The sequence below is a fragment of the Asanoa sp. NPDC049573 genome (assembly GCF_040676615.1).
In the GTDB taxonomy this organism is placed as follows: domain Bacteria; phylum Actinomycetota; class Actinomycetes; order Mycobacteriales; family Micromonosporaceae; genus Asanoa.
Map to the genome: position 1 here is coordinate 228,048 of NZ_JBFAPI010000010.1, position 15,447 is coordinate 243,494.

At 73.4% G+C, this 15,447-nt stretch carries 21 protein-coding genes and 1 pseudogene; 15 read left to right on the forward strand and 7 right to left on the reverse strand.

The window, feature by feature from the left end:
- Positions 1-7: 7 nt before the first annotated feature.
- The 6 genes from AB0J74_RS23100 to AB0J74_RS23125 are packed head-to-tail and all read left to right on the forward strand — an operon-like array spanning position 8 to position 3,463.
- Entirely contained in the window at positions 8-724 is a 717-nt protein-coding gene (locus AB0J74_RS23100) for a M15 family metallopeptidase (RefSeq protein WP_363451146.1), read from the forward strand.
- Positions 725-781: 57 nt separating this feature from the next.
- Positions 782-1,081, forward strand: coding sequence for a hypothetical protein (locus AB0J74_RS23105; protein WP_363451148.1), 300 nt, complete (start codon positions 782-784; stop codon positions 1,079-1,081).
- Complete coding sequence (locus tag AB0J74_RS23110) at positions 1,078-2,157, forward strand: hypothetical protein (RefSeq protein ID WP_363451150.1); 1,080 nt, start codon at positions 1,078-1,080, stop codon at positions 2,155-2,157. The genes AB0J74_RS23105 and AB0J74_RS23110 overlap by 4 nt, the downstream gene beginning before the upstream one ends.
- Positions 2,157-2,420 carry a hypothetical protein gene (locus AB0J74_RS23115; protein ID WP_363451152.1) on the forward strand — a complete coding sequence of 88 codons (264 nt, stop codon included), beginning with the start codon at positions 2,157-2,159 and terminating at the stop codon, positions 2,418-2,420. Before AB0J74_RS23110 ends, AB0J74_RS23115 begins: the two co-directional genes overlap by 1 nt.
- Positions 2,421-2,441: 21 nt before the next feature.
- Positions 2,442-2,822, forward strand: coding sequence for a hypothetical protein (locus tag AB0J74_RS23120; RefSeq protein ID WP_363451154.1), 381 nt, complete (start codon positions 2,442-2,444; stop codon positions 2,820-2,822).
- On the forward strand, positions 2,819-3,463 hold the full coding sequence (locus AB0J74_RS23125; protein ID WP_363451156.1) for an NIPSNAP family protein: 645 nt from the start codon (positions 2,819-2,821) through the stop codon (positions 3,461-3,463). The genes AB0J74_RS23120 and AB0J74_RS23125 overlap by 4 nt, the downstream gene beginning before the upstream one ends.
- A gap of 64 nt (positions 3,464-3,527) precedes the next feature.
- Here AB0J74_RS23125 and AB0J74_RS23130 read toward each other — a convergent pair whose 3' ends face one another.
- Positions 3,528-3,812, reverse strand: coding sequence for a hypothetical protein (locus tag AB0J74_RS23130; protein ID WP_363451158.1), 285 nt, complete (start codon positions 3,810-3,812; stop codon positions 3,528-3,530).
- Between the two features lie 177 nt (positions 3,813-3,989).
- On the opposite strand from AB0J74_RS23130, the gene AB0J74_RS23135 reads away from it, so the two are divergent.
- Entirely contained in the window at positions 3,990-4,613 is a 624-nt protein-coding gene (locus tag AB0J74_RS23135) for a sortase (RefSeq protein ID WP_363451160.1), read from the forward strand.
- Positions 4,610-5,101 carry an LPXTG cell wall anchor domain-containing protein gene (locus tag AB0J74_RS23140; protein ID WP_363451162.1) on the forward strand — a complete coding sequence of 164 codons (492 nt, stop codon included), beginning with the start codon at positions 4,610-4,612 and terminating at the stop codon, positions 5,099-5,101. The genes AB0J74_RS23135 and AB0J74_RS23140 overlap by 4 nt, the downstream gene beginning before the upstream one ends.
- A 124-nt stretch (positions 5,102-5,225) precedes the next feature.
- Here AB0J74_RS23140 and AB0J74_RS23145 read toward each other — a convergent pair whose 3' ends face one another.
- The 3 genes from AB0J74_RS23145 to AB0J74_RS23155 are packed head-to-tail and all read right to left on the reverse strand — an operon-like array spanning position 5,226 to position 8,427.
- A complete protein-coding gene (locus AB0J74_RS23145; protein WP_363451164.1) occupies positions 5,226-6,002 on the reverse strand; it encodes an ABC transporter permease in 777 nt (258 codons plus the stop codon).
- Positions 5,999-7,501: an ABC transporter permease subunit gene (locus AB0J74_RS23150; protein WP_363451166.1), complete on the reverse strand. Its 1,503-nt coding sequence runs from the start codon at positions 7,499-7,501 to the stop codon at positions 5,999-6,001. The genes AB0J74_RS23145 and AB0J74_RS23150 overlap by 4 nt, the downstream gene beginning before the upstream one ends.
- Positions 7,498-8,427 carry an ATP-binding cassette domain-containing protein gene (locus AB0J74_RS23155; protein WP_363451168.1) on the reverse strand — a complete coding sequence of 310 codons (930 nt, stop codon included), beginning with the start codon at positions 8,425-8,427 and terminating at the stop codon, positions 7,498-7,500. The genes AB0J74_RS23150 and AB0J74_RS23155 overlap by 4 nt, the downstream gene beginning before the upstream one ends.
- A gap of 135 nt (positions 8,428-8,562) precedes the next feature.
- On the opposite strand from AB0J74_RS23155, the gene AB0J74_RS23160 reads away from it, so the two are divergent.
- The 5 genes and pseudogenes from AB0J74_RS23160 to AB0J74_RS23180 all read left to right on the forward strand — a co-directional run bounded on the left by AB0J74_RS23160 (position 8,563) and on the right by AB0J74_RS23180 (position 11,760).
- A complete protein-coding gene (locus AB0J74_RS23160; RefSeq protein WP_363451170.1) occupies positions 8,563-9,669 on the forward strand; it encodes a histidine kinase in 1,107 nt (368 codons plus the stop codon).
- Positions 9,666-10,343, forward strand: a complete 678-nt coding sequence (locus tag AB0J74_RS23165; protein ID WP_363451172.1) for a response regulator transcription factor — start codon at positions 9,666-9,668, stop codon at positions 10,341-10,343. The genes AB0J74_RS23160 and AB0J74_RS23165 overlap by 4 nt, the downstream gene beginning before the upstream one ends.
- Positions 10,344-10,512: 169 nt before the next feature.
- A complete protein-coding gene (locus AB0J74_RS23170) occupies positions 10,513-10,875 on the forward strand; it encodes a hypothetical protein (RefSeq protein WP_363451174.1) in 363 nt (120 codons plus the stop codon).
- A 458-nt stretch (positions 10,876-11,333) separates the two neighbouring features.
- Positions 11,334-11,564, forward strand: a pseudogene (locus AB0J74_RS23175) (diaminopimelate decarboxylase); the annotation flags it as partial.
- A gap of 52 nt (positions 11,565-11,616) precedes the next feature.
- Positions 11,617-11,760, forward strand: a complete 144-nt coding sequence (locus tag AB0J74_RS23180) for a hypothetical protein (RefSeq protein WP_363451255.1) — start codon at positions 11,617-11,619, stop codon at positions 11,758-11,760.
- On the opposite strand, the gene AB0J74_RS23185 is transcribed toward AB0J74_RS23180, so the two are convergent.
- Both AB0J74_RS23185 and AB0J74_RS23190 read right to left on the reverse strand, forming a co-directional pair.
- On the reverse strand, positions 11,757-12,179 hold the full coding sequence (locus tag AB0J74_RS23185; protein WP_363451257.1) for a hypothetical protein: 423 nt from the start codon (positions 12,177-12,179) through the stop codon (positions 11,757-11,759). The two genes, AB0J74_RS23180 and AB0J74_RS23185, sit on opposite strands and share 4 nt — an antisense overlap.
- The gene (locus AB0J74_RS23190; protein ID WP_363451176.1) at positions 12,176-12,745 is read right to left on the reverse strand and encodes a sigma-70 family RNA polymerase sigma factor; all 570 of its coding nucleotides are present in this window, start codon (positions 12,743-12,745) and stop codon (positions 12,176-12,178) included. Before AB0J74_RS23190 ends, AB0J74_RS23185 begins: the two co-directional genes overlap by 4 nt.
- A 91-nt stretch (positions 12,746-12,836) precedes the next feature.
- Between AB0J74_RS23190 and AB0J74_RS23195 the strand changes: the two genes are divergently transcribed.
- Positions 12,837-13,466, forward strand: coding sequence for a LysE family translocator (locus AB0J74_RS23195; RefSeq protein ID WP_363451178.1), 630 nt, complete (start codon positions 12,837-12,839; stop codon positions 13,464-13,466).
- Between the two features lie 60 nt (positions 13,467-13,526).
- Here AB0J74_RS23195 and AB0J74_RS23200 read toward each other — a convergent pair whose 3' ends face one another.
- The gene (locus AB0J74_RS23200; RefSeq protein ID WP_363451180.1) at positions 13,527-14,498 is read right to left on the reverse strand and encodes a LysR family transcriptional regulator; all 972 of its coding nucleotides are present in this window, start codon (positions 14,496-14,498) and stop codon (positions 13,527-13,529) included.
- Positions 14,499-14,541: 43 nt separating this feature from the next.
- Between AB0J74_RS23200 and AB0J74_RS23205 the strand changes: the two genes are divergently transcribed.
- On the forward strand, positions 14,542-15,429 hold the full coding sequence (locus AB0J74_RS23205; RefSeq protein ID WP_363451182.1) for a serine hydrolase: 888 nt from the start codon (positions 14,542-14,544) through the stop codon (positions 15,427-15,429).
- The last annotated feature ends 18 nt before the right edge of the window (positions 15,430-15,447 follow it).

The following is a 15,447-nucleotide window of genomic DNA, read 5'->3' on the forward strand; positions in this document are numbered from 1 at the left end:
ATGGACGATGCTGCGGTCGAAACCCTACCGGCTCCTCGTGCTGGCGGTGACCCTCGCGCTCGCCGGTTGCGCTGCGCGACCGGCCGAACCCGTGACGTGGTTACCCCGGACGGCTCCGCCGACCCCCGCGAGGCCGTCGCCGAGCGGGTCCGCCGCCGCTGTTTTCGCCGCCAGGACCAGCCCGGTCACTGCTGCCGAGCTGGGCGCGAGCTGGAAGGCCGGCTGCCCGGTCGGTCCGCAGGACCTGCGCCAGGTGAAGCTGACCTACTGGGGTTTCGACGACCAGGCGCACACCGGCGTGATCGTGGTGCACCGCACCGTGGCCGCCGACGTGACGAAGGTGTTCGGCACCCTGTTCGCGAAGCGGTTCCCGATCCGCGCGATGGAGCCGGTCTCGGCCTACGGCGGCAGCGACGACAGGTCGATGGCGGCCGACAACACATCGGCGTTCAACTGCCGTAACGCCGTCTCGTCGGGCAAGCCGTCGTGGTCGGTGCACGCCTACGGCAAGGCGATCGACATCAACCCCGTGGAGAACCCGTACCTCTTCGGTGACGAAGTCCTGCCACCGCAGGGAAAACCCTTCGTCCACCGGTCGCCCTATCGCCCCGGCATGGCCGTCAAGGGCGGCGTTCTGGTCAAGGCGTTCGCGTCGGTCGGCTGGAAATGGAACGTCGGCGGTGCCAACCCGGACTATCAACATTTCAGTACGACCGGCAGGTGACGCCGGCCGCCGGTCACGGGCTGCGGGATCACGACCGCGCTTGGTAGCGTGCCGGCCATGCGGCGGGACGGTCCGGACGACGAGCGACGACGGCAGGGGCTGGCCGACGCCCGGGCCGAGGTGGCGCATCTCCAATGGACCGCGCGGCGCAACTTCCGGTGGTCGGTCGCCTTCGGTTGCGTGTTCTTCGGCCTGCTCGGCCTCTGGTCCTTGATAGCCGGTGACGATCCTGCGCCCAACGTCCTGATGCTGGTGGGCGGCGTCGCCGCGCTGGTCACATTCACCGTCCGCAGTTGGCTGCTGCTCGGCGCTGCCGCCGCGCTGTGCGTGGCCGGCCTGGTCTGGATCCTGGCGTGAGCTTCCGGGTGGCGCCGGAAGCGCTGACCGGTTACGCGCGCCAGGTCGACCGCGCCGGGCAGGACGTCGTCGAGATCAAGAGCTATCTCGGCCGCTACGTCGACGCGCCGAAAGACGGCGGCGAGGTCTTCTCGGTGGCCAAGGAAGGCCACGTCCACGCGGCCGAGACCATCGACCGCACGCTGGCCCGCATCGCCGCCCTCCTGCAGGAGTCGGCGCCCGAGCTGGACAAGGCCGCCGCCTACTACCAGAGCACCGACCTGGCCGCGGCGGCCACCCTCGACGCCGCGTTCCCCGGCACCCAGGCCTGCCCGACGGCGGCGGTCGAGATCGAGTTGGCCGACAACCCGTGCCAATACACGAGTTTCGTCGACTCACGCGACGCCCGGTCGGCGCTGCGACCGCCGGGCGACGCCGACCAGCCGGCCAACCCGCTCGGCTTCATGGATCTGATCAGCCCGGCACACTGGGCCAACGAGGCGTTCAGCATCGTGTTCGGCTTCGACCCCATCGAGTGGTTGCAGCAACGGCTGTTCGGCGACTGGGAGGCGTTCGCCGCGATGGCCCCGGTGACCGCGAACGTCGGAATCGGCCTGTCGGCGGTGTCCTACAACCTGCAGTCCGGCAACGCGCTGCTGAAGAGCCGGTGGGACGGCCACGCGGCCGAGAGCGCCTACCGTTTCTTCACCGACGCCGACGAGGCGATCCTCACGATGCGGGCGCCGCTCGACGCCGTCAGCCGGTCCTACACCGAGATGGCCGAGGCGGTCTGGTCGATGGGCGAGGCCCTCGGCGGCGTCGTCAAGTCGATGATCGACACGGCGATCGTCATCGGCATCGCCGCGGCGGCGGGCACCGCGCTGTCGTGGACGGGCGCCGGCGCGGTGGTCGGCTACGGCGTCGCGGCCGGCGAGGTCGCCTACCTGCTCAAGCTGTGGGGCACCGCGACGGGCCTCTACCAGGCGATCTACGCCGCCGTGCTGGCTTTCCGCGGCAAGCTGACCGCCGAGCTCAACGACCTCGACCAGGCCAAACTGCCCGAACTCGCGGGCCGCTACGACCACCCGGCGATCTGATGACCGACCTGGCCGGCGGTGACCCGCGCCGCTCCCGACAGGTGCGCCGCGTCCTGGCGGCCCTCGCCGCCAGCGACGACGACCTGATGCGCGAGATGTCCCGCGCCCTCCTGAGCGGCGAGATGACCCTGCGACAGGTCGCCGACAGCGAGGTCTACGGCGCCGCCCTGTCCCGCTCGTTCGCCCGCTTCTGGTCCGACTACGAGCGACTGGGGCCCGAGGAGCGCGCCGCCCTCGCCCGCCGGGCCGACGGCGGCGAATAGGCCGATGGGATGATCGGGAGCGTGAACGTCCGCCGTCTCGCCGCCGTCGACATGTACGGCTCCGTCGGCGTGGCCTGGCGCCGGTGGGTGATCCTGGGCGAGTTCCTGCTCGGCGTGGTCGGCGGCCTGGCCCTCGGTCTCTATCTGATCCTGCGCGGCGGCGGCACCGGGCCGGCGGTGTTCGGCGTCTGGGTGCTGGGTCTCGGCCTCAACTACCTGCCGCTCGCCGGGCACGCCCTGACGCTCGTCGCGCCCGGCGCACTCGAGCGCGAGCTGGCCGGCGTCGACCTACCGGCGGCGCTGCGCTACTACTCGGTCCGGCAGTTCTGGGTGGTCGTGCCGCTGCTGTTCCCCGCCCTCGAACTGGCCCGCTGGCTCAAGGGGATACGGTCGTCGACGTGACGGTTGTGGAGCTTCGGCAATACACCCTGGTGCCGGGTGGGCGCGACACGCTCGTATCGCTCTTCGACGCGCACCTCGTCGAGTCCCAGGAGGCCGACGGCGCGACGATCGTCGGCCAGTTCCGCGACCTCGACCGCGACGACCGGTTCGTCTGGCTGCGCGAGTTCCCGTCGATGACCGACCGGCTGGCCGCCCTCACCGCGTTCTACTCCGGCCCGGTCTGGAAGCAACACCGCGACGCGGCCAACGCGACAATGATCGACTCCGACGACGTGCTGCTGATGAGGGCGATCCAACCCTTCACCGGCTACGGCACCCGCGGCGCACCCACCGATTCCCTGATCGTGGCGGGCCTGCGGCCGCTCGCCGGCGACGCGCTGACCGGCTACGCCGAGCACTTCGCCCGCGAGGTGCGGCCCAGTCTCGGCGCGGCCGTGCTGGGCACCTGCCAGACGATCCACGAGCCCAACACGTTCCCGGCCCTCCCGGTGCGCGAGGGGGAGGACCTCTTCGTCTGGTTCGCCCGCCTCAGCTCGGCGGCCGACTTCGACGCCTTCGCCGCGCGCGTCCGAGCCCTCGACAGCGGCGCACCGGTCACCCTGCTGCGCCTGGCACCGACGCCCCGGTCCGCGCTGCGCTGAGGTTTCCTGGCGGGCAGCCGCCGGCGTACGTCCCGGGTAGGGCGTACGCCGGCCACGGTCTGGATCAGGCCGCCTGGTTCGCCTTGGCGCGCTCGCCGCGGGCGCGGACGATCTGCACGATGAACAGGATCGGCGCGATGAAGGCGTAGTAGAACATCCGGAACTCGCCGCCGTCGAAGATGAAGGCGAGGTAGATCGCGTACGCCAGGAAGCCGACGCCGAACAGCGCGCTCAGGATGCGCATGCCCTTGCCGGCGCCGAAGCCCACGCCGGCGATGACGAGCTGGATCACGCCGGACACCGCGAGCGCGACGACATACGTGTAGAAGGTGCTGTCGCTGACATCCATAATCTGTTCCCCGTTTCGGAGGTGATCAAAGATCCACACCGTACGCGGACATCGATGATCTCGGCCGCCCCGACGGGGTGGCCGAACGTGCAGATTCGCTTGCCGGGTCGGTGGACGCGGGGCCCGGAATCCAGGTTTCGGCCCGATCGGTCCGTTTTCGTGCTTATCGTCCACTGTGTGATCGCCCGCCGGTGGACATCTTGTGTCGTGGTGGGCGCCGGGTTCGTGTTGCTCGCCCTGGCCGGCGCGCCTGCGACCGGGCGCGGGCGCGACCTGGCCGCGACACAGCGGGCCCTCGACGCCCGCCTGACCGCGACACAGCGGGCCCTCGACGCCCGCCTGACCGCGACGCCTGCGCGTCCCACGACCGGCGCGCCGTTCGCCCGGCTTTCCATCCCGAGGCTCGGCCTGCGGTGGGCGGTCGTCCAGGGCGTGGACCCGGCCGAGATCGAGGACGCGCCCGGCCACTACCCGCAGACCGCGCTGCCCGGCCAGGTCGGCAACTTCGCCGTCGCCGGTCACCGCGTCAAGGGGCTGTTCTGGGACCTCGACCGGCTCGTGCCGGGCGACGAGGTGTCCGTCGAGTACGGGCCGCACACCTTCACCTACGCCGTGACCCGCACCCGGGTGGTCGCGCCGACCGCGGTCGAGGTGCTCGCGCCGGTGCCGGGCGCGCCGGCCGAGAGGGCCACCACGGCCGCGCTGACCCTGACGACCTGCGAGCCCAACTGGGCCGACGACCGCCGACTCGTCGTCACCGCCGCGCTCCGCGACACCACCGACCACCCTGGAGAGACATGAGCCTGCTGCGTACGGCGGTCGCCCTGGGCGCCGCCGCGGTCACCCTCGGCCTGACCGGCGCCGCGGCCTCGGCGGTGGACATCACCACCCCGGTCGGCGGCGCGACCGCCTCGGGCGACGAGGTCCTGGTCACCGGCACCGCCGCCCGGCCCGGCTCGACGGTGGTCGTCACCGCCGCCGCCGGCACCGGCCCGGACATCGACGTTGCCTCCTGCGACGCCCCGGTCGGCGACGCGGGCACCTGGTCGTGCGCGCTGACCGGTCTCGCACCCGGCTCCTGGACGCTGAACGCCGCCGGCACCAACCCCGACGGCGCCGCCGAGACGACGCCGCTGCGCGGCTTCCGGGTCGGCCCGGGTGCCCAGGCCGACGCGCCGCCGGCGCTGGCCACCACCGGCGACGCCCTCAACACCCCACTCGCGACCGCCGGCGCCGCGCTGCTCGCACTCGGCGCCGGCCTCTTCTACCGCGGCCGCCGCCGCGCCTAGGCGTCTCGCGGCCGCGCCTGGGCCGCCACGCGGCCGCCGCCGCGCCTAGGCGTCTCGCGGCCGCGCCTGGGCCGCCACGCGTCCCGCCGCCGCGCCTGGGCGTCCCGTAGCCGCGCCTGGGCCGCTACGCGTCCCGCAGCCGCAGGAGCAGCCCGCCGAGCAGGAGCGCGCCGGCTGACCAGAGGGCCAGCACACCCAGCCCGGCCCACGGCCCGATCGGCAGGTCGGCGACGCCGATCGTGTGCTGGATGGACAGGCCCGCGTTGCTCGGCGTGAGCTGCCGCAACCGCTTCTCCCAGTCCGGGTCCGAGACGACCGTGATCAGCACCGGCGCGAGGTAGAGAACACCGAGCACCGTGCCGACGCCGGTGGGCGCGTCACGTACCGCCGCCGCCAGGCCCAGGCTCATCAGCGCGACCAGCGTCAGGTAGAGGACCGAGCCGGCCACCGCCCGCAGTGTCGCACCGTCGGTCAGCGACAGCGGGGGGTAGCCGTGCGCGGCGGTGAACCCCCGGCCGGGCAGCATCAGCCGCCCAGCCAGGTAGGCACCGAGCACGCCCGGCACGGCCGCCGCCAGCGTCGCGCCGGCCACCACCGCGCCCTTCGCCGCCAGCACCGTCACCCGGGACGGGACGGTCGCGAGCGTGGTGCGGATCAGCCCGGTGCGGTACTCGTCGCCGATCACCAGCACCGCGAGCACCGCCACGATCGCCTGGCCGAGTTGGACGCCGGTGAGGCTGGTCCGCACCGCGTCCTGGCCGCAGCCGGTCGCGGGGCACTCGGCCGCAGCGACGGCCGCCACGCTCAGCGCCGCCGTCAGCGCCGCCGCCCCGACGACCAACCACAACGGACCGGCCACCGTACGCAGCTTGGTCCACTCGGCGTGCAGCGCGCCCGTCATGCGTCCCGCCTGCGGAGGAGTACGGCGGCGATCGCGAGCGCGGCCGCGGTCCAGCCGCAGAGCACCGCGAAACCGCCCCACGCCGACAGCGGGAAGTATCCGAACGCCGGGGTGTAGGCCTGGTAGACCTGCGGCCAGACGTGCAGCGTCTGCTGCACCGCGAACGCCGCCGCGGGGGTCAATCGCAACACCCATTGCGCGGGTACGGCCGGCAGCACCGCCGCCACCGAAAGGATGTAGGGCAGCGTGATCAGGACGACGACGGCCGCGACGGCTCCCGCGCCCCGCCGCAGGATCGTGCCGATCGCGAGAGCGAAGACAGCGGCCACGGCGAGCAGCGCCGCGGTGCCCACCACGAGGCGCACCTGGGTGCCGACCGTCGCGCCGTAGTCCTCGCCCAGGATCGCCTTGCCGAGCAGCAGCGCGCCGGTCGAGGCGACCAGGCCGACGGCGAAGGTGATGGCGCCGAGCACGACCGCCTTGGCGGCGAGCACCCGGATCCGGCCCGGCGTCGTGGTGAACGTGGTGCGCACGAGGCCGCGCCGGTATTCGGTGGTCACGAACAGGACCCCGAGCACGGCCACGACGGTCAGCGCGGCGAAGCTGCCGACCAGCGTCTGCTCCAGCTTGGGTCCGGGGCCCCCGGTGGCCGGCGCGACGTCGCCGCTGCCCTGCACGGTGAAGGTGTCGCCGTCGTGCTCGGACAGCAGCGGCGGCGCCTGCGGGTCGTTCTCGTTGGCGACCGCCCTCGTCTCCCAGCCGGCACCGGGCCGGCCGCCGGCGATCACGAGGTTGTCGAAGGTGCCGGTGGCGATCACCTTGCCGCCGATGCTGCTGGCGCCGCCGGGGTACTGGTCGAACTCCTCGTGCCCGGGCGTGGCGACGAAGATCCCGGCCGTCGCTTCACCGGCCGCGAGCGCCGCCGTGCCGACCTGGGTCCAGGCGGTGCCGTCGGCCGACGCGTACCCGGTGACCGTCCCGCCCGCGCGGACCAGCCGCAACCAGCGGGCGTCGGCCGGCCCGGCGGTGTCGTGGACGAAGTCGTGCTGCATGCGTACCCCGTGCCCGCCGGTGACCATGACCGCCGCGTAGGGCGAACCGGGCGCGGTGCCCGACTTCACGATCAGGCCCGCCTTGGCCCACGGCTCGGGTGCCGCGGTTGGCGGCGCGGCCGGCCGCTCCGGCGCCGTGGGAGCGGCGCCGTCCTGGGGGGGCTCCGGCGGCTCCGAGCCGACCAGCGACGCCACCCGCACGGTGAGCGAGCCGTCGCCGTCGAGCGGCTGGTGCACGAGGGTGAGGCCGTCGAGGACCCGCGTGCCGTCGGGCCCGACCGGCAGCGCGCCACCGCCCGGGCCGTTGCCGGTGTGGCTGTTGCCGGCACCGGCCAACCCGGCGAACAACAGCATCAGGAAGACGGCCAGCCCGCAACCGATCACCCAGCCGCGAACCGAGCGGAACTTGGTCAGTTCGGCGTGCAGCAGTCCGACGAACCCGCTCATCGCGCGACCTCCGTCGGCTCGGCGCGGAACTCGACGGCGTCGCGGGTGAGGTCCATGTACGCCTCCTCGAGCGTCGCCCGGTGCGCGGCGACCTCCGAGAACGGGACGCCGGCACCGCTCAGCACGACCACCACCCGGTCGGCGGGCAGCCCGTCGACGGTCAGCGTGTCGCGGTCGGTCACGGCGACCGTGGCGCCCTCCCGGGCCAGCGCGGTCATCGCCTCGGTCCGGGCACTGGTGCGCAGGGTGACGCGGTCGCCGGAGGCCGCCGCGATCAGGTCGGCGACACTGGTGTCGGCGACCACCCGACCCCGGCCGACCACGACCAGGTGGCCGGCCGTGTCCTGCAACTCGCTCATCAGGTGGCTGGAGACCAGGACGGCGCGGCCCTCGGCGGCCAGCGCGCGCAGGAAACCGCGCATCCACCGGATCCCCTCCGGGTCGAGCCCGTTGAACGGCTCGTCGAGCATGAGCACCGGCGGGTCGCCGAGCAGCGCGCCGGCGACGCCGAGGCGCTGCCGCATGCCGAGCGAGTAGCCGCCGGCCGAACGCCGGCCGACGTCGGCCAGCCCGGTCAGCCGGAGCACCTCGTCGACCCGCTTGCCGCCGAGCCGCTGCGAGTGCGCCTGCCAGAGCAGGTGGTCGCGGCCGCTGCGGGACGGATGCAGGGCGGACGCGTCGAGCAACGCGCCGACGTGCCGCAGCGGTGTGCGCAGGCTGCGGTACGGCCGGCCCCCGATGAGCGCGGTGCCCGCGTCGACCCGGTCGAGACCGAGGACGACACGCATGGTCGTGGACTTGCCGGCGCCGTTGGGCCCGACGAACGCGGTGACCCGACCGGGGTTGACGGTGAACGTCATCCCGTCCAGCGCGACGGTCGACCCGTACGTCTTGCGCAGGCCGTCGACCTTGATGGTGGCTTCCATGACACGTCACGCTACGAAGCGCGGCGCTCCCGGTCGTCCCGCGTGGGAGCCATCTTCGACGTCCCTGGCGGGAGGGGTGCGCACATCCCTGGTGCGAGGGACGACCCCGCTTCGGCCGGCGGCGAGAATGGCAGCGTGACCTCGCCCGCGACCCGCCGCGCGGCCGCCGCCGTGCTGGCGGTGGCCGCGCTGGTCGAGGTGCTCGTCCGGTCGGCGTCACCGCAGGTCACGACCCTGTTCCTGGTCGCCGTCGGTGCGCTCGCGGTGGCGTCGACGGCCCCGCTGGCGTTGCGCAACCCGACCGCCGGCGCGCTACTGGTCACCGCCGCGTCGGTCGTCGCGCTGGCCGGTTTCCGGCTGGCCATCGTGACCGGCCTGCTGGCCCAACTCGTGGCCGGCTACCTGGTCGGGCGCCGGGGTGCGCTGGCGGTGGCGGTGCCGCTCGGGCTGCCGTACCTGGTGCTGGCCGTCTTCTTCCCGGTCGCGGTGGTGCTGGCCGGCCTGCTGCCGATGTGCGTGCTGGCCGGCGCGGCCCTGCGGGTCAGCCGCGCCGACGCGGCACACCTCGCGGCCCGGGACGCGTTCGCCGGCACCCTGGTCGAGCACACCGCGCGCGGCGAACGGGCCCGGATCGCCCGGGAGTTGCACGACGTCGTGGCACATCACATCTCGATGATCTCGGTGCAGGCGGAGAACGCGCGACTGACCACGGCCGGGTTGCCGGAGGCGGGCGCGCAGCGATTCGAGGCCATCGGGGGTACGGCACGCGCCGCGCTCACCGAGATGCGCCGGCTGCTGGGCGTGCTGCGCTCGGACGCCGACGTCGGCGTCCCGGAACGGCGGCCGCAGCCTGGGTTGCGCGAGTTGACCGCGCTGCTCGACGAGGCCCGCGACGCGTCCGGGTCGGGCACCCGGCTGATCCTGCGCGGTGCGCCGGTCTCGCTGGACCCGGGCGTGGAGTTGGCGGCCTACCGGATCGTGCAGGAAGCGCTGACCAACGCCCGCCGGCACGCTCCGGGTGCCGCGGTCGACGTCGAGATCACCTATCGTGCTGACGCGCTGTGCCTGCGGATCCGCGACAACGGGCCCGGTCCGGGGCCCGGCGGTGCCGGCCACGGCCTCTCGGGCATGCGCGAGCGGGCCGCGGCCGTCGGCGGCGAGTTGCGCACCGGCGCCGGCGGCGCCGCCGGCGGCTTCGTCGTCGAGGCCACCCTGCCCACCTGCGTCCAGGAGGACCGATGATCCGCGTGGTGGTGGCCGACGACCACGAGGTGGTGCGCGGCGGGTTCGCCGGCCTGCTGGCCACCCAGCCCGACATCACCGTGGTCGGCACCGCCGCGGACGGCGCCGAGGCCGTGCGGGTCTGCGCCGGGACCGCGCCCGACGTGGTGCTGATGGACGTGCGGATGCCCGGCGTCGACGGCATCGAGGCGACCCGGCTGCTGACCGCGTCGCCGGCACACCCGCGGGTGCTCATCCTGACCACGTTCGACCTGGACGAGTACGTCTACGACGCGATCCGCGCGGGCGCCAGCGGCTTCCTGCTCAAGGACGTGCGGGCGGAGTCGCTGTTCGACGCCGTCCGGGTCGTCGCCGCGGGGGAGGCCCTGCTCGCGCCGACCGTGACCCGCCGGCTGATCAGCGAGTTCGCCCGCCAGCACCGCCCGTCGGCACCCGACCCGGTGGCGTTGTCGGCACTGACCCCGCGGGAGACCCAGGTGCTGCGCCTGGTCGCCGAGGGCCTGTCCAACCCGGAGATCGCCGCCCGGCTGGTGGTGACCGAGGAGACGGTCAAGACCCACGTCAGCCGGATGCTGACCAAGCTCGGCCTGCGCGACCGCACCCAGGCGGTGGTCGCCGCCTATGAGACCGGTCTGGTCGTGCCGCGGGCGCGTGGCGACGGGACGCGACCGTGACGACGGATCTCCGGCATCGGCGGGACGCCGCCGCCGGATTCGGTCGAGCGGTCCGTTCGGGTGCACCGGGGCGCCGATCGGGCTGACCCCTGACGACGGGGCGTACAGGATCGCGCACAGGTTTCTAGACTCCGGGCCGGTTGATCATGATGCAGAAAGGCGTACGCAAATGGCCCTGCGCGACAAGCTCATCCAGCGGACCCAGCCGCTGCTCCCCAACGAACGGATCCACCAGATCTTCCTCGCCCAGTCGGGCGCCTCGCCGTGGCTCGGCGGACTCACCGGCCTGCTCGGCCAGGCCGCGGTCCGGCGCCGCATCGTCGCCGTCACCGATCAGTCCATTGTGGTGCTGAACGCCAACTTCAACGGCACCACCCCGAAGGAGGTGCTGCGCCGGCTGCCTCGCCAGACCGTGATCGGCCCGGCCAAGGGCATCTGGGCGCGGATCAACGTCGGCGACGAGAAGACCTGGTCGCACGCCAAGTTCCGCAAGGAGATCCAGGCCGCCGACGCGGCCCTGGGCCACCGCTAGCCGGCCCGGGGTGAGGCCGAGCGGTCGCCACCCCGAGCCACCGGCGTGATCGCGGCCGAAGAACCGAGCCGGCGTCAAAAACGAGTCACAGGCGGGCGCGACGGCGTATCGACCGCGTCAAGGGCGGTGCATCCGCAGCCCGGGCGGGTCCACGATCGGTGGCATGAGCGGAGAGACCGAAGCGGTGGTCCTGGTGCTGGTCGGCCTGGACTGTTACGTCGGCTCGCAGATCAGCCGGTTCGGCGGTTACGAGCGGGCGATCCAGCGACTGGTCCAGGTGGCCGGATATCGGCCGTACGACGGGAATCGTGGTCCGGGAGATCAACATCGGTGGGGGTTGCCCCGCCCCCGCCGTCGACGGCGAGTCCCCCTTCGCCGTCGCCGCGTTCGCAGGCCGGGCCCGGGCGGTCCTGGGCCTGGCCTGCGAACGCCAGGGCGTGCCGGAACCGGGGCTCGTGATGACACCGGGCCGGGCGGTCGTCGCCCGGGCCGGGGTGGCCCTGTACCGGGTCGTGGCGGTTCGCCGCGAACCGGAGGGCACCCAACTCGTCGCCATCGACGGAGGGCTGAGCGACAACCCCCGGCCAGCTCTCTACGGAGCCCGGTATACGGCCGTCCTGTTGGGCCGGGCCGGCACCGGTCCGGCGGTGTCGAGCACGATCGTCGGTCGTCACGACGAGGCCGGCGACGTGCTCGCCCGGGCGGTGCCGCTGCCCGCCGACCTGCGCCCCGGGCGACTTGTTGGCCGCACCCGGTGCGGGTGCCTACCACCTGCCGTCGGCGTCCAACTACAACCTGGTCGGGCGACGACCGCTGATCGCGGTGCGCGACGGCGCGGCCCGCGTGATCGTACGGCGGGAGACGATCTGCCGGGACGTCGCCTAGATCGTGATCCATTCGGTGACCACGACGGCGTCGCCGGCGCGCAGGTGCAGCCGGAACATGCCGCGCGGCAACGGGCCGAGCACGAACCAGCCGACGTCGTCGACCTGCGCGACCGCCACCACCCCCGAGCGGTCGCGCAGTTCGATCTCGCCGCGCTGGGGCGGCACGACCTGGCCGTGCAGCGCGTCGTCGGTGACCTCGACCTCGATCGTGAGGTCGCGGGCCGCGAAGGTCAGCGCCCGGACCGCGGCCGGTTCGGCTCGGGCGCCGACCGCCGGGTCGGGGGTGAGGGCGGCCAGTTCGGCGTCGACCGTGCGCCAGGCGAACGCGGACCGCCCGATCTCGCGGATCCGCTCGGGCACCGAGGTGGCCGACCTGCGGGCCGCGGCGAGGGCGGCCAGGATCTCGTCGTCGTTCATGGCCGCTCCGCTCCGGCGACCGCGGCCAGCACCGGGTCGCTCCGCAGCTTGTCGAGGCAGCGCCGGCGGGTCGGCCCGATGGCGCCGACCGGGGTGCCGGTGCTGCTGCTGATCTCAGCATAGGGAGCGGGCGGATCGTCGAACAGCAGCGCGAGCAGCCGCCGGCAGTGCTCGGGTAGGTTGCCGAACGCGGCCCGCAACGCGATGTGCCGCTCCTCGGTCACCAGCAGTTCCTCGAAAGCCGGGTCGTCGACGGTGTCGAGCCCGGCCTCGTCGCCGACCAGCACCTGCCGCCGCCGGGAACGAAGCAGCGCCAGGCACTCCCGGCGCACGGTGGTGGCGAGCCAGCCCGGCAACGCGGCCGGCTCGCGGATCGTGTCGAGCCGCTCGACCAGCCGCAGCCACACGCACGCGGCGACGTCTTCGGCATCGGCGCCGGCCAGCCCGTAGCGCCGGCAGATCGCCCACACCAGCGGCGCGTAGCGCTCGACCAGATCGTCCCAGGCCCCGGCGTCGCCGTGCCTGGCCTTCTCGACCAGCCCGACGACGGTGGGATCGTCTCGCATGGTTCCTCCAGGTGGCCGAGTGGACGCCGCCGCTCGACACACAGACACATTAACGGTCGCGGTTGATACACCCGCGGCTATATTTTCCGAGGTGGACACTCACCTCCTGCTCGCGTTCGTGGTCGCGAGCGCCCTGTTGGCCATCGCGCCGGGCCCCGACCTGTTGTTCATCGTCGCCAACGGGGTGGCCGGCGGTCGCCGGGCCGGGGTTCTCGCCGCCCTCGGCATGTCGACGGGCCTGGCCATCCACACGGCGGCGGCGGCATTCGGCCTGGGCGCGCTGATCCGCGCCGCGCCCGAGGCGCTGTCCGCGGTCCGCATCGCCGGCGCGCTGTTCCTGCTCTACCTGGCGGTGACGACGTGGCGCAACAGCCGGGCCACCGCGTCGCCGATCGAGCTACCTGCCCGGCGCTCGCTGCGCCGCACCTACCTGATGGCGACGCTGACCAACCTGGCCAACCCGAAGGTGATCCTGTTCTATCTGGCGTTCCTGCCGCAGTTCGTCGGCACGGGCGCGGGCGCGTGGCCGGTCACCGCCCAACTGCTCCTGCTCGGGTTGGTCTTCATCGTGGTCGGCCTGGCCGTCGACGGAACCGCCGGCCTCCTCTCGGGCACCCTGTCCGAGAAGATCGCCGCCCGGCCCGGCTTCCGGCGGCGGATGGAGCGCGCCTCCGCGGCGGTCTTCGCCGGCCTCGCGGCCCGCCTGGTCGTCGACAACTAGCCGGGGTTCCGCCACACCGACCCGCCCCCGGTCAGGAACCCATGCGGTCGGGCCGGTTGTTCAGACCGCGTCGGCGCCGGGGGTTCGAGGGTCGAAGACGACCGCCCAGGGTTGAGGGGTCGCGGTCGGTGGTGCAGTCGGAGCCGGGCCGGCCAGGATGCGAGCGGCCACCGCGCTGAAGGTTTCCGCCGCCGGGTGTGGTGAAGCGGCCGGCCAGACTGCCGACGTCCGGCGGGCCAGCGGCGCGCCGGTCAGGGGGCGCCACGCCACTCTCGGCTCGCGGCGGGCGGTGGATTCCGGCTCGAAGGCCACGCACCGGCGGGCCAGCACCAGGCCGAGCAGGAAGTCGGGGTTGTGGGCGTGGCGGATCCGGGCCGGGGTGAAGCCGGAGCGACGGCAGTGGTCGAGGATTTCGTCGTACCAGGCCGGGGCCGTCGCCCGGGGGAAGATGGCCAGGTCGTGGCCCGCCAGGTCGGCCAGGTCGAGTTCCCGGAGTTGGGCCAGCGGAGACGCCCGGGGTAGGACCACGCCCAGCCGGACGCTGACGGCCGGGCCAGCGAGCAGGCCGTCGGACAGGTCGACCGGGTGGTGGACCAAACCGACGTCGAGCCGCGCCTCGGCCAGACCCCGCAGCTGCTCGGCGCTGGTCAGTTCGTGCAGGTCGACGTCCAGCCCGGGCGCACGCTCGGCGATCCCGGCCAGCAGCGCCTGCAGGGTGACCGCCGGCAGCTCGGGGGGCACGCCGGCCCGCAACGTGCCGAGCTGGCCGTCGCGCACCTTGCGCATCACCACGCGGACGCGGTCCTCCGCGGCCAGCATGGTGGCCGCCTCCGCCGTCAGCAGGCGGCCGGCGACCGTCAGGGTGATCTGCCGGCGGGACCGGTCGAACAGCGCCACACCCAACTCGCGTTCCAGGCGTTGGATGGTCTGGCTCAGTGGCGGCTGCGCGATGCCGAGCCGCTCCGCGGCGCGACCGAAGTGCATCTCCTCGGCTACGACGAGGAACTGCCGCAGGTGTCGGGCCAGGTCCATCCGGCCGAGGATATGCGTTCGGATATCGGTAGCCTCGGTCACCGTGTCAACACCGCAGCGGATCGCCGGCATCTTCGACGCCGTCGGGGTCGACGCCCACCTGCACGCCGTCGACATCGACAGTCGGGCGGAAATCGGTATCAAGGCGGACGAGCACGTCGTGCTGGCCTCCATTTTCAAGATCCTCCTCGTGCTGGAGTTCGCCCGGCAGGCCGCCGCCGGGCAGCTCGACCCGACCGAGCGGGTCGTCGTGCGGGCGGCGGACCGGCTCGGTGGGTGGGGGACCGGGGGCTGCGCCGACGACGCCGAGCTCTCGTTGCGCGACCTCGCCTACTTCGCCATGGCCTTCACCGACAACACCGCCGCCGACCTGCTGATGCGCCGGGTGGGTGCCGATGTCCTGCCATTGCTCGCGGCCGAGCTCGGCCTGACCGCGACGCGGATCACCGGTGGGCCGCGGCAGCTGCTCGAGTCGATGTATGCCGACGTCGGTGCCCGCGACGACGCCGAGTTCGTGGCCATCTTCCCGACGCTCACCGAGGAGCGGGTCCGCGCGCTGAGCGTCTTCGACCCGGCCCGGACCACCTCCAGCACGCCCCGTGAGGTCAACCGGCTGCTCGGAATGATCTGGCGGGACGAGGCCGGCCCGCCCGCGGCGACCGCGATAGTGCGCGGCCTCTTGGCGCGGCAGATCTTCTGGACCCGGATCCAGTCCGGCTTCCCACCCGACGTCCGCGTCTACGCCAAGACCGGCACGCTGCCGGGGCTGCACATGGAAGCCGGCGTGGTCGAGTACCCGGACGGCGGCCGCTACGCCCTGTCGATCTTCGCCCGGGCCCGCTCGGGCCAGCAGGCCCGCCGGATCGACATCGACCTTGCCATGGGCGAAGCCGCCCGGACAGCCGTCGAAGGGCTGCGCGACCAGCACTGATACGCGTACGCCTATCAG

Coding starts and splice junctions, on each gene's coding strand:
- AB0J74_RS23145 (WP_363451164.1), bottom strand. CDS start 6,002: ATGACGGGCGCGCTGCACGCCGAGTGGACCAAGCTGCGTACGGTGGCC.
- AB0J74_RS23105 (WP_363451148.1), top strand. CDS start 782: ATGCGGCGGGACGGTCCGGACGACGAGCGACGACGGCAGGGGCTGGCC.
- AB0J74_RS23190 (WP_363451176.1), bottom strand. CDS start 12,745: ATGCGAGACGATCCCACCGTCGTCGGGCTGGTCGAGAAGGCCAGGCAC.
- AB0J74_RS23100 (WP_363451146.1), top strand. CDS start 8: ATGCTGCGGTCGAAACCCTACCGGCTCCTCGTGCTGGCGGTGACCCTC.
- AB0J74_RS23155 (WP_363451168.1), bottom strand. CDS start 8,427: ATGGAAGCCACCATCAAGGTCGACGGCCTGCGCAAGACGTACGGGTCG.
- AB0J74_RS23140 (WP_363451162.1), top strand. CDS start 4,610: ATGAGCCTGCTGCGTACGGCGGTCGCCCTGGGCGCCGCCGCGGTCACC.
- AB0J74_RS23165 (WP_363451172.1), top strand. CDS start 9,666: ATGATCCGCGTGGTGGTGGCCGACGACCACGAGGTGGTGCGCGGCGGG.
- AB0J74_RS23200 (WP_363451180.1), bottom strand. CDS start 14,498: ATGGACCTGGCCCGACACCTGCGGCAGTTCCTCGTCGTAGCCGAGGAG.
- AB0J74_RS23150 (WP_363451166.1), bottom strand. CDS start 7,501: ATGAGCGGGTTCGTCGGACTGCTGCACGCCGAACTGACCAAGTTCCGC.
- AB0J74_RS23130 (WP_363451158.1), bottom strand. CDS start 3,812: ATGGATGTCAGCGACAGCACCTTCTACACGTATGTCGTCGCGCTCGCG.
- AB0J74_RS23115 (WP_363451152.1), top strand. CDS start 2,157: ATGACCGACCTGGCCGGCGGTGACCCGCGCCGCTCCCGACAGGTGCGC.
- AB0J74_RS23185 (WP_363451257.1), bottom strand. CDS start 12,179: ATGAACGACGACGAGATCCTGGCCGCCCTCGCCGCGGCCCGCAGGTCG.
- AB0J74_RS23170 (WP_363451174.1), top strand. CDS start 10,513: ATGGCCCTGCGCGACAAGCTCATCCAGCGGACCCAGCCGCTGCTCCCC.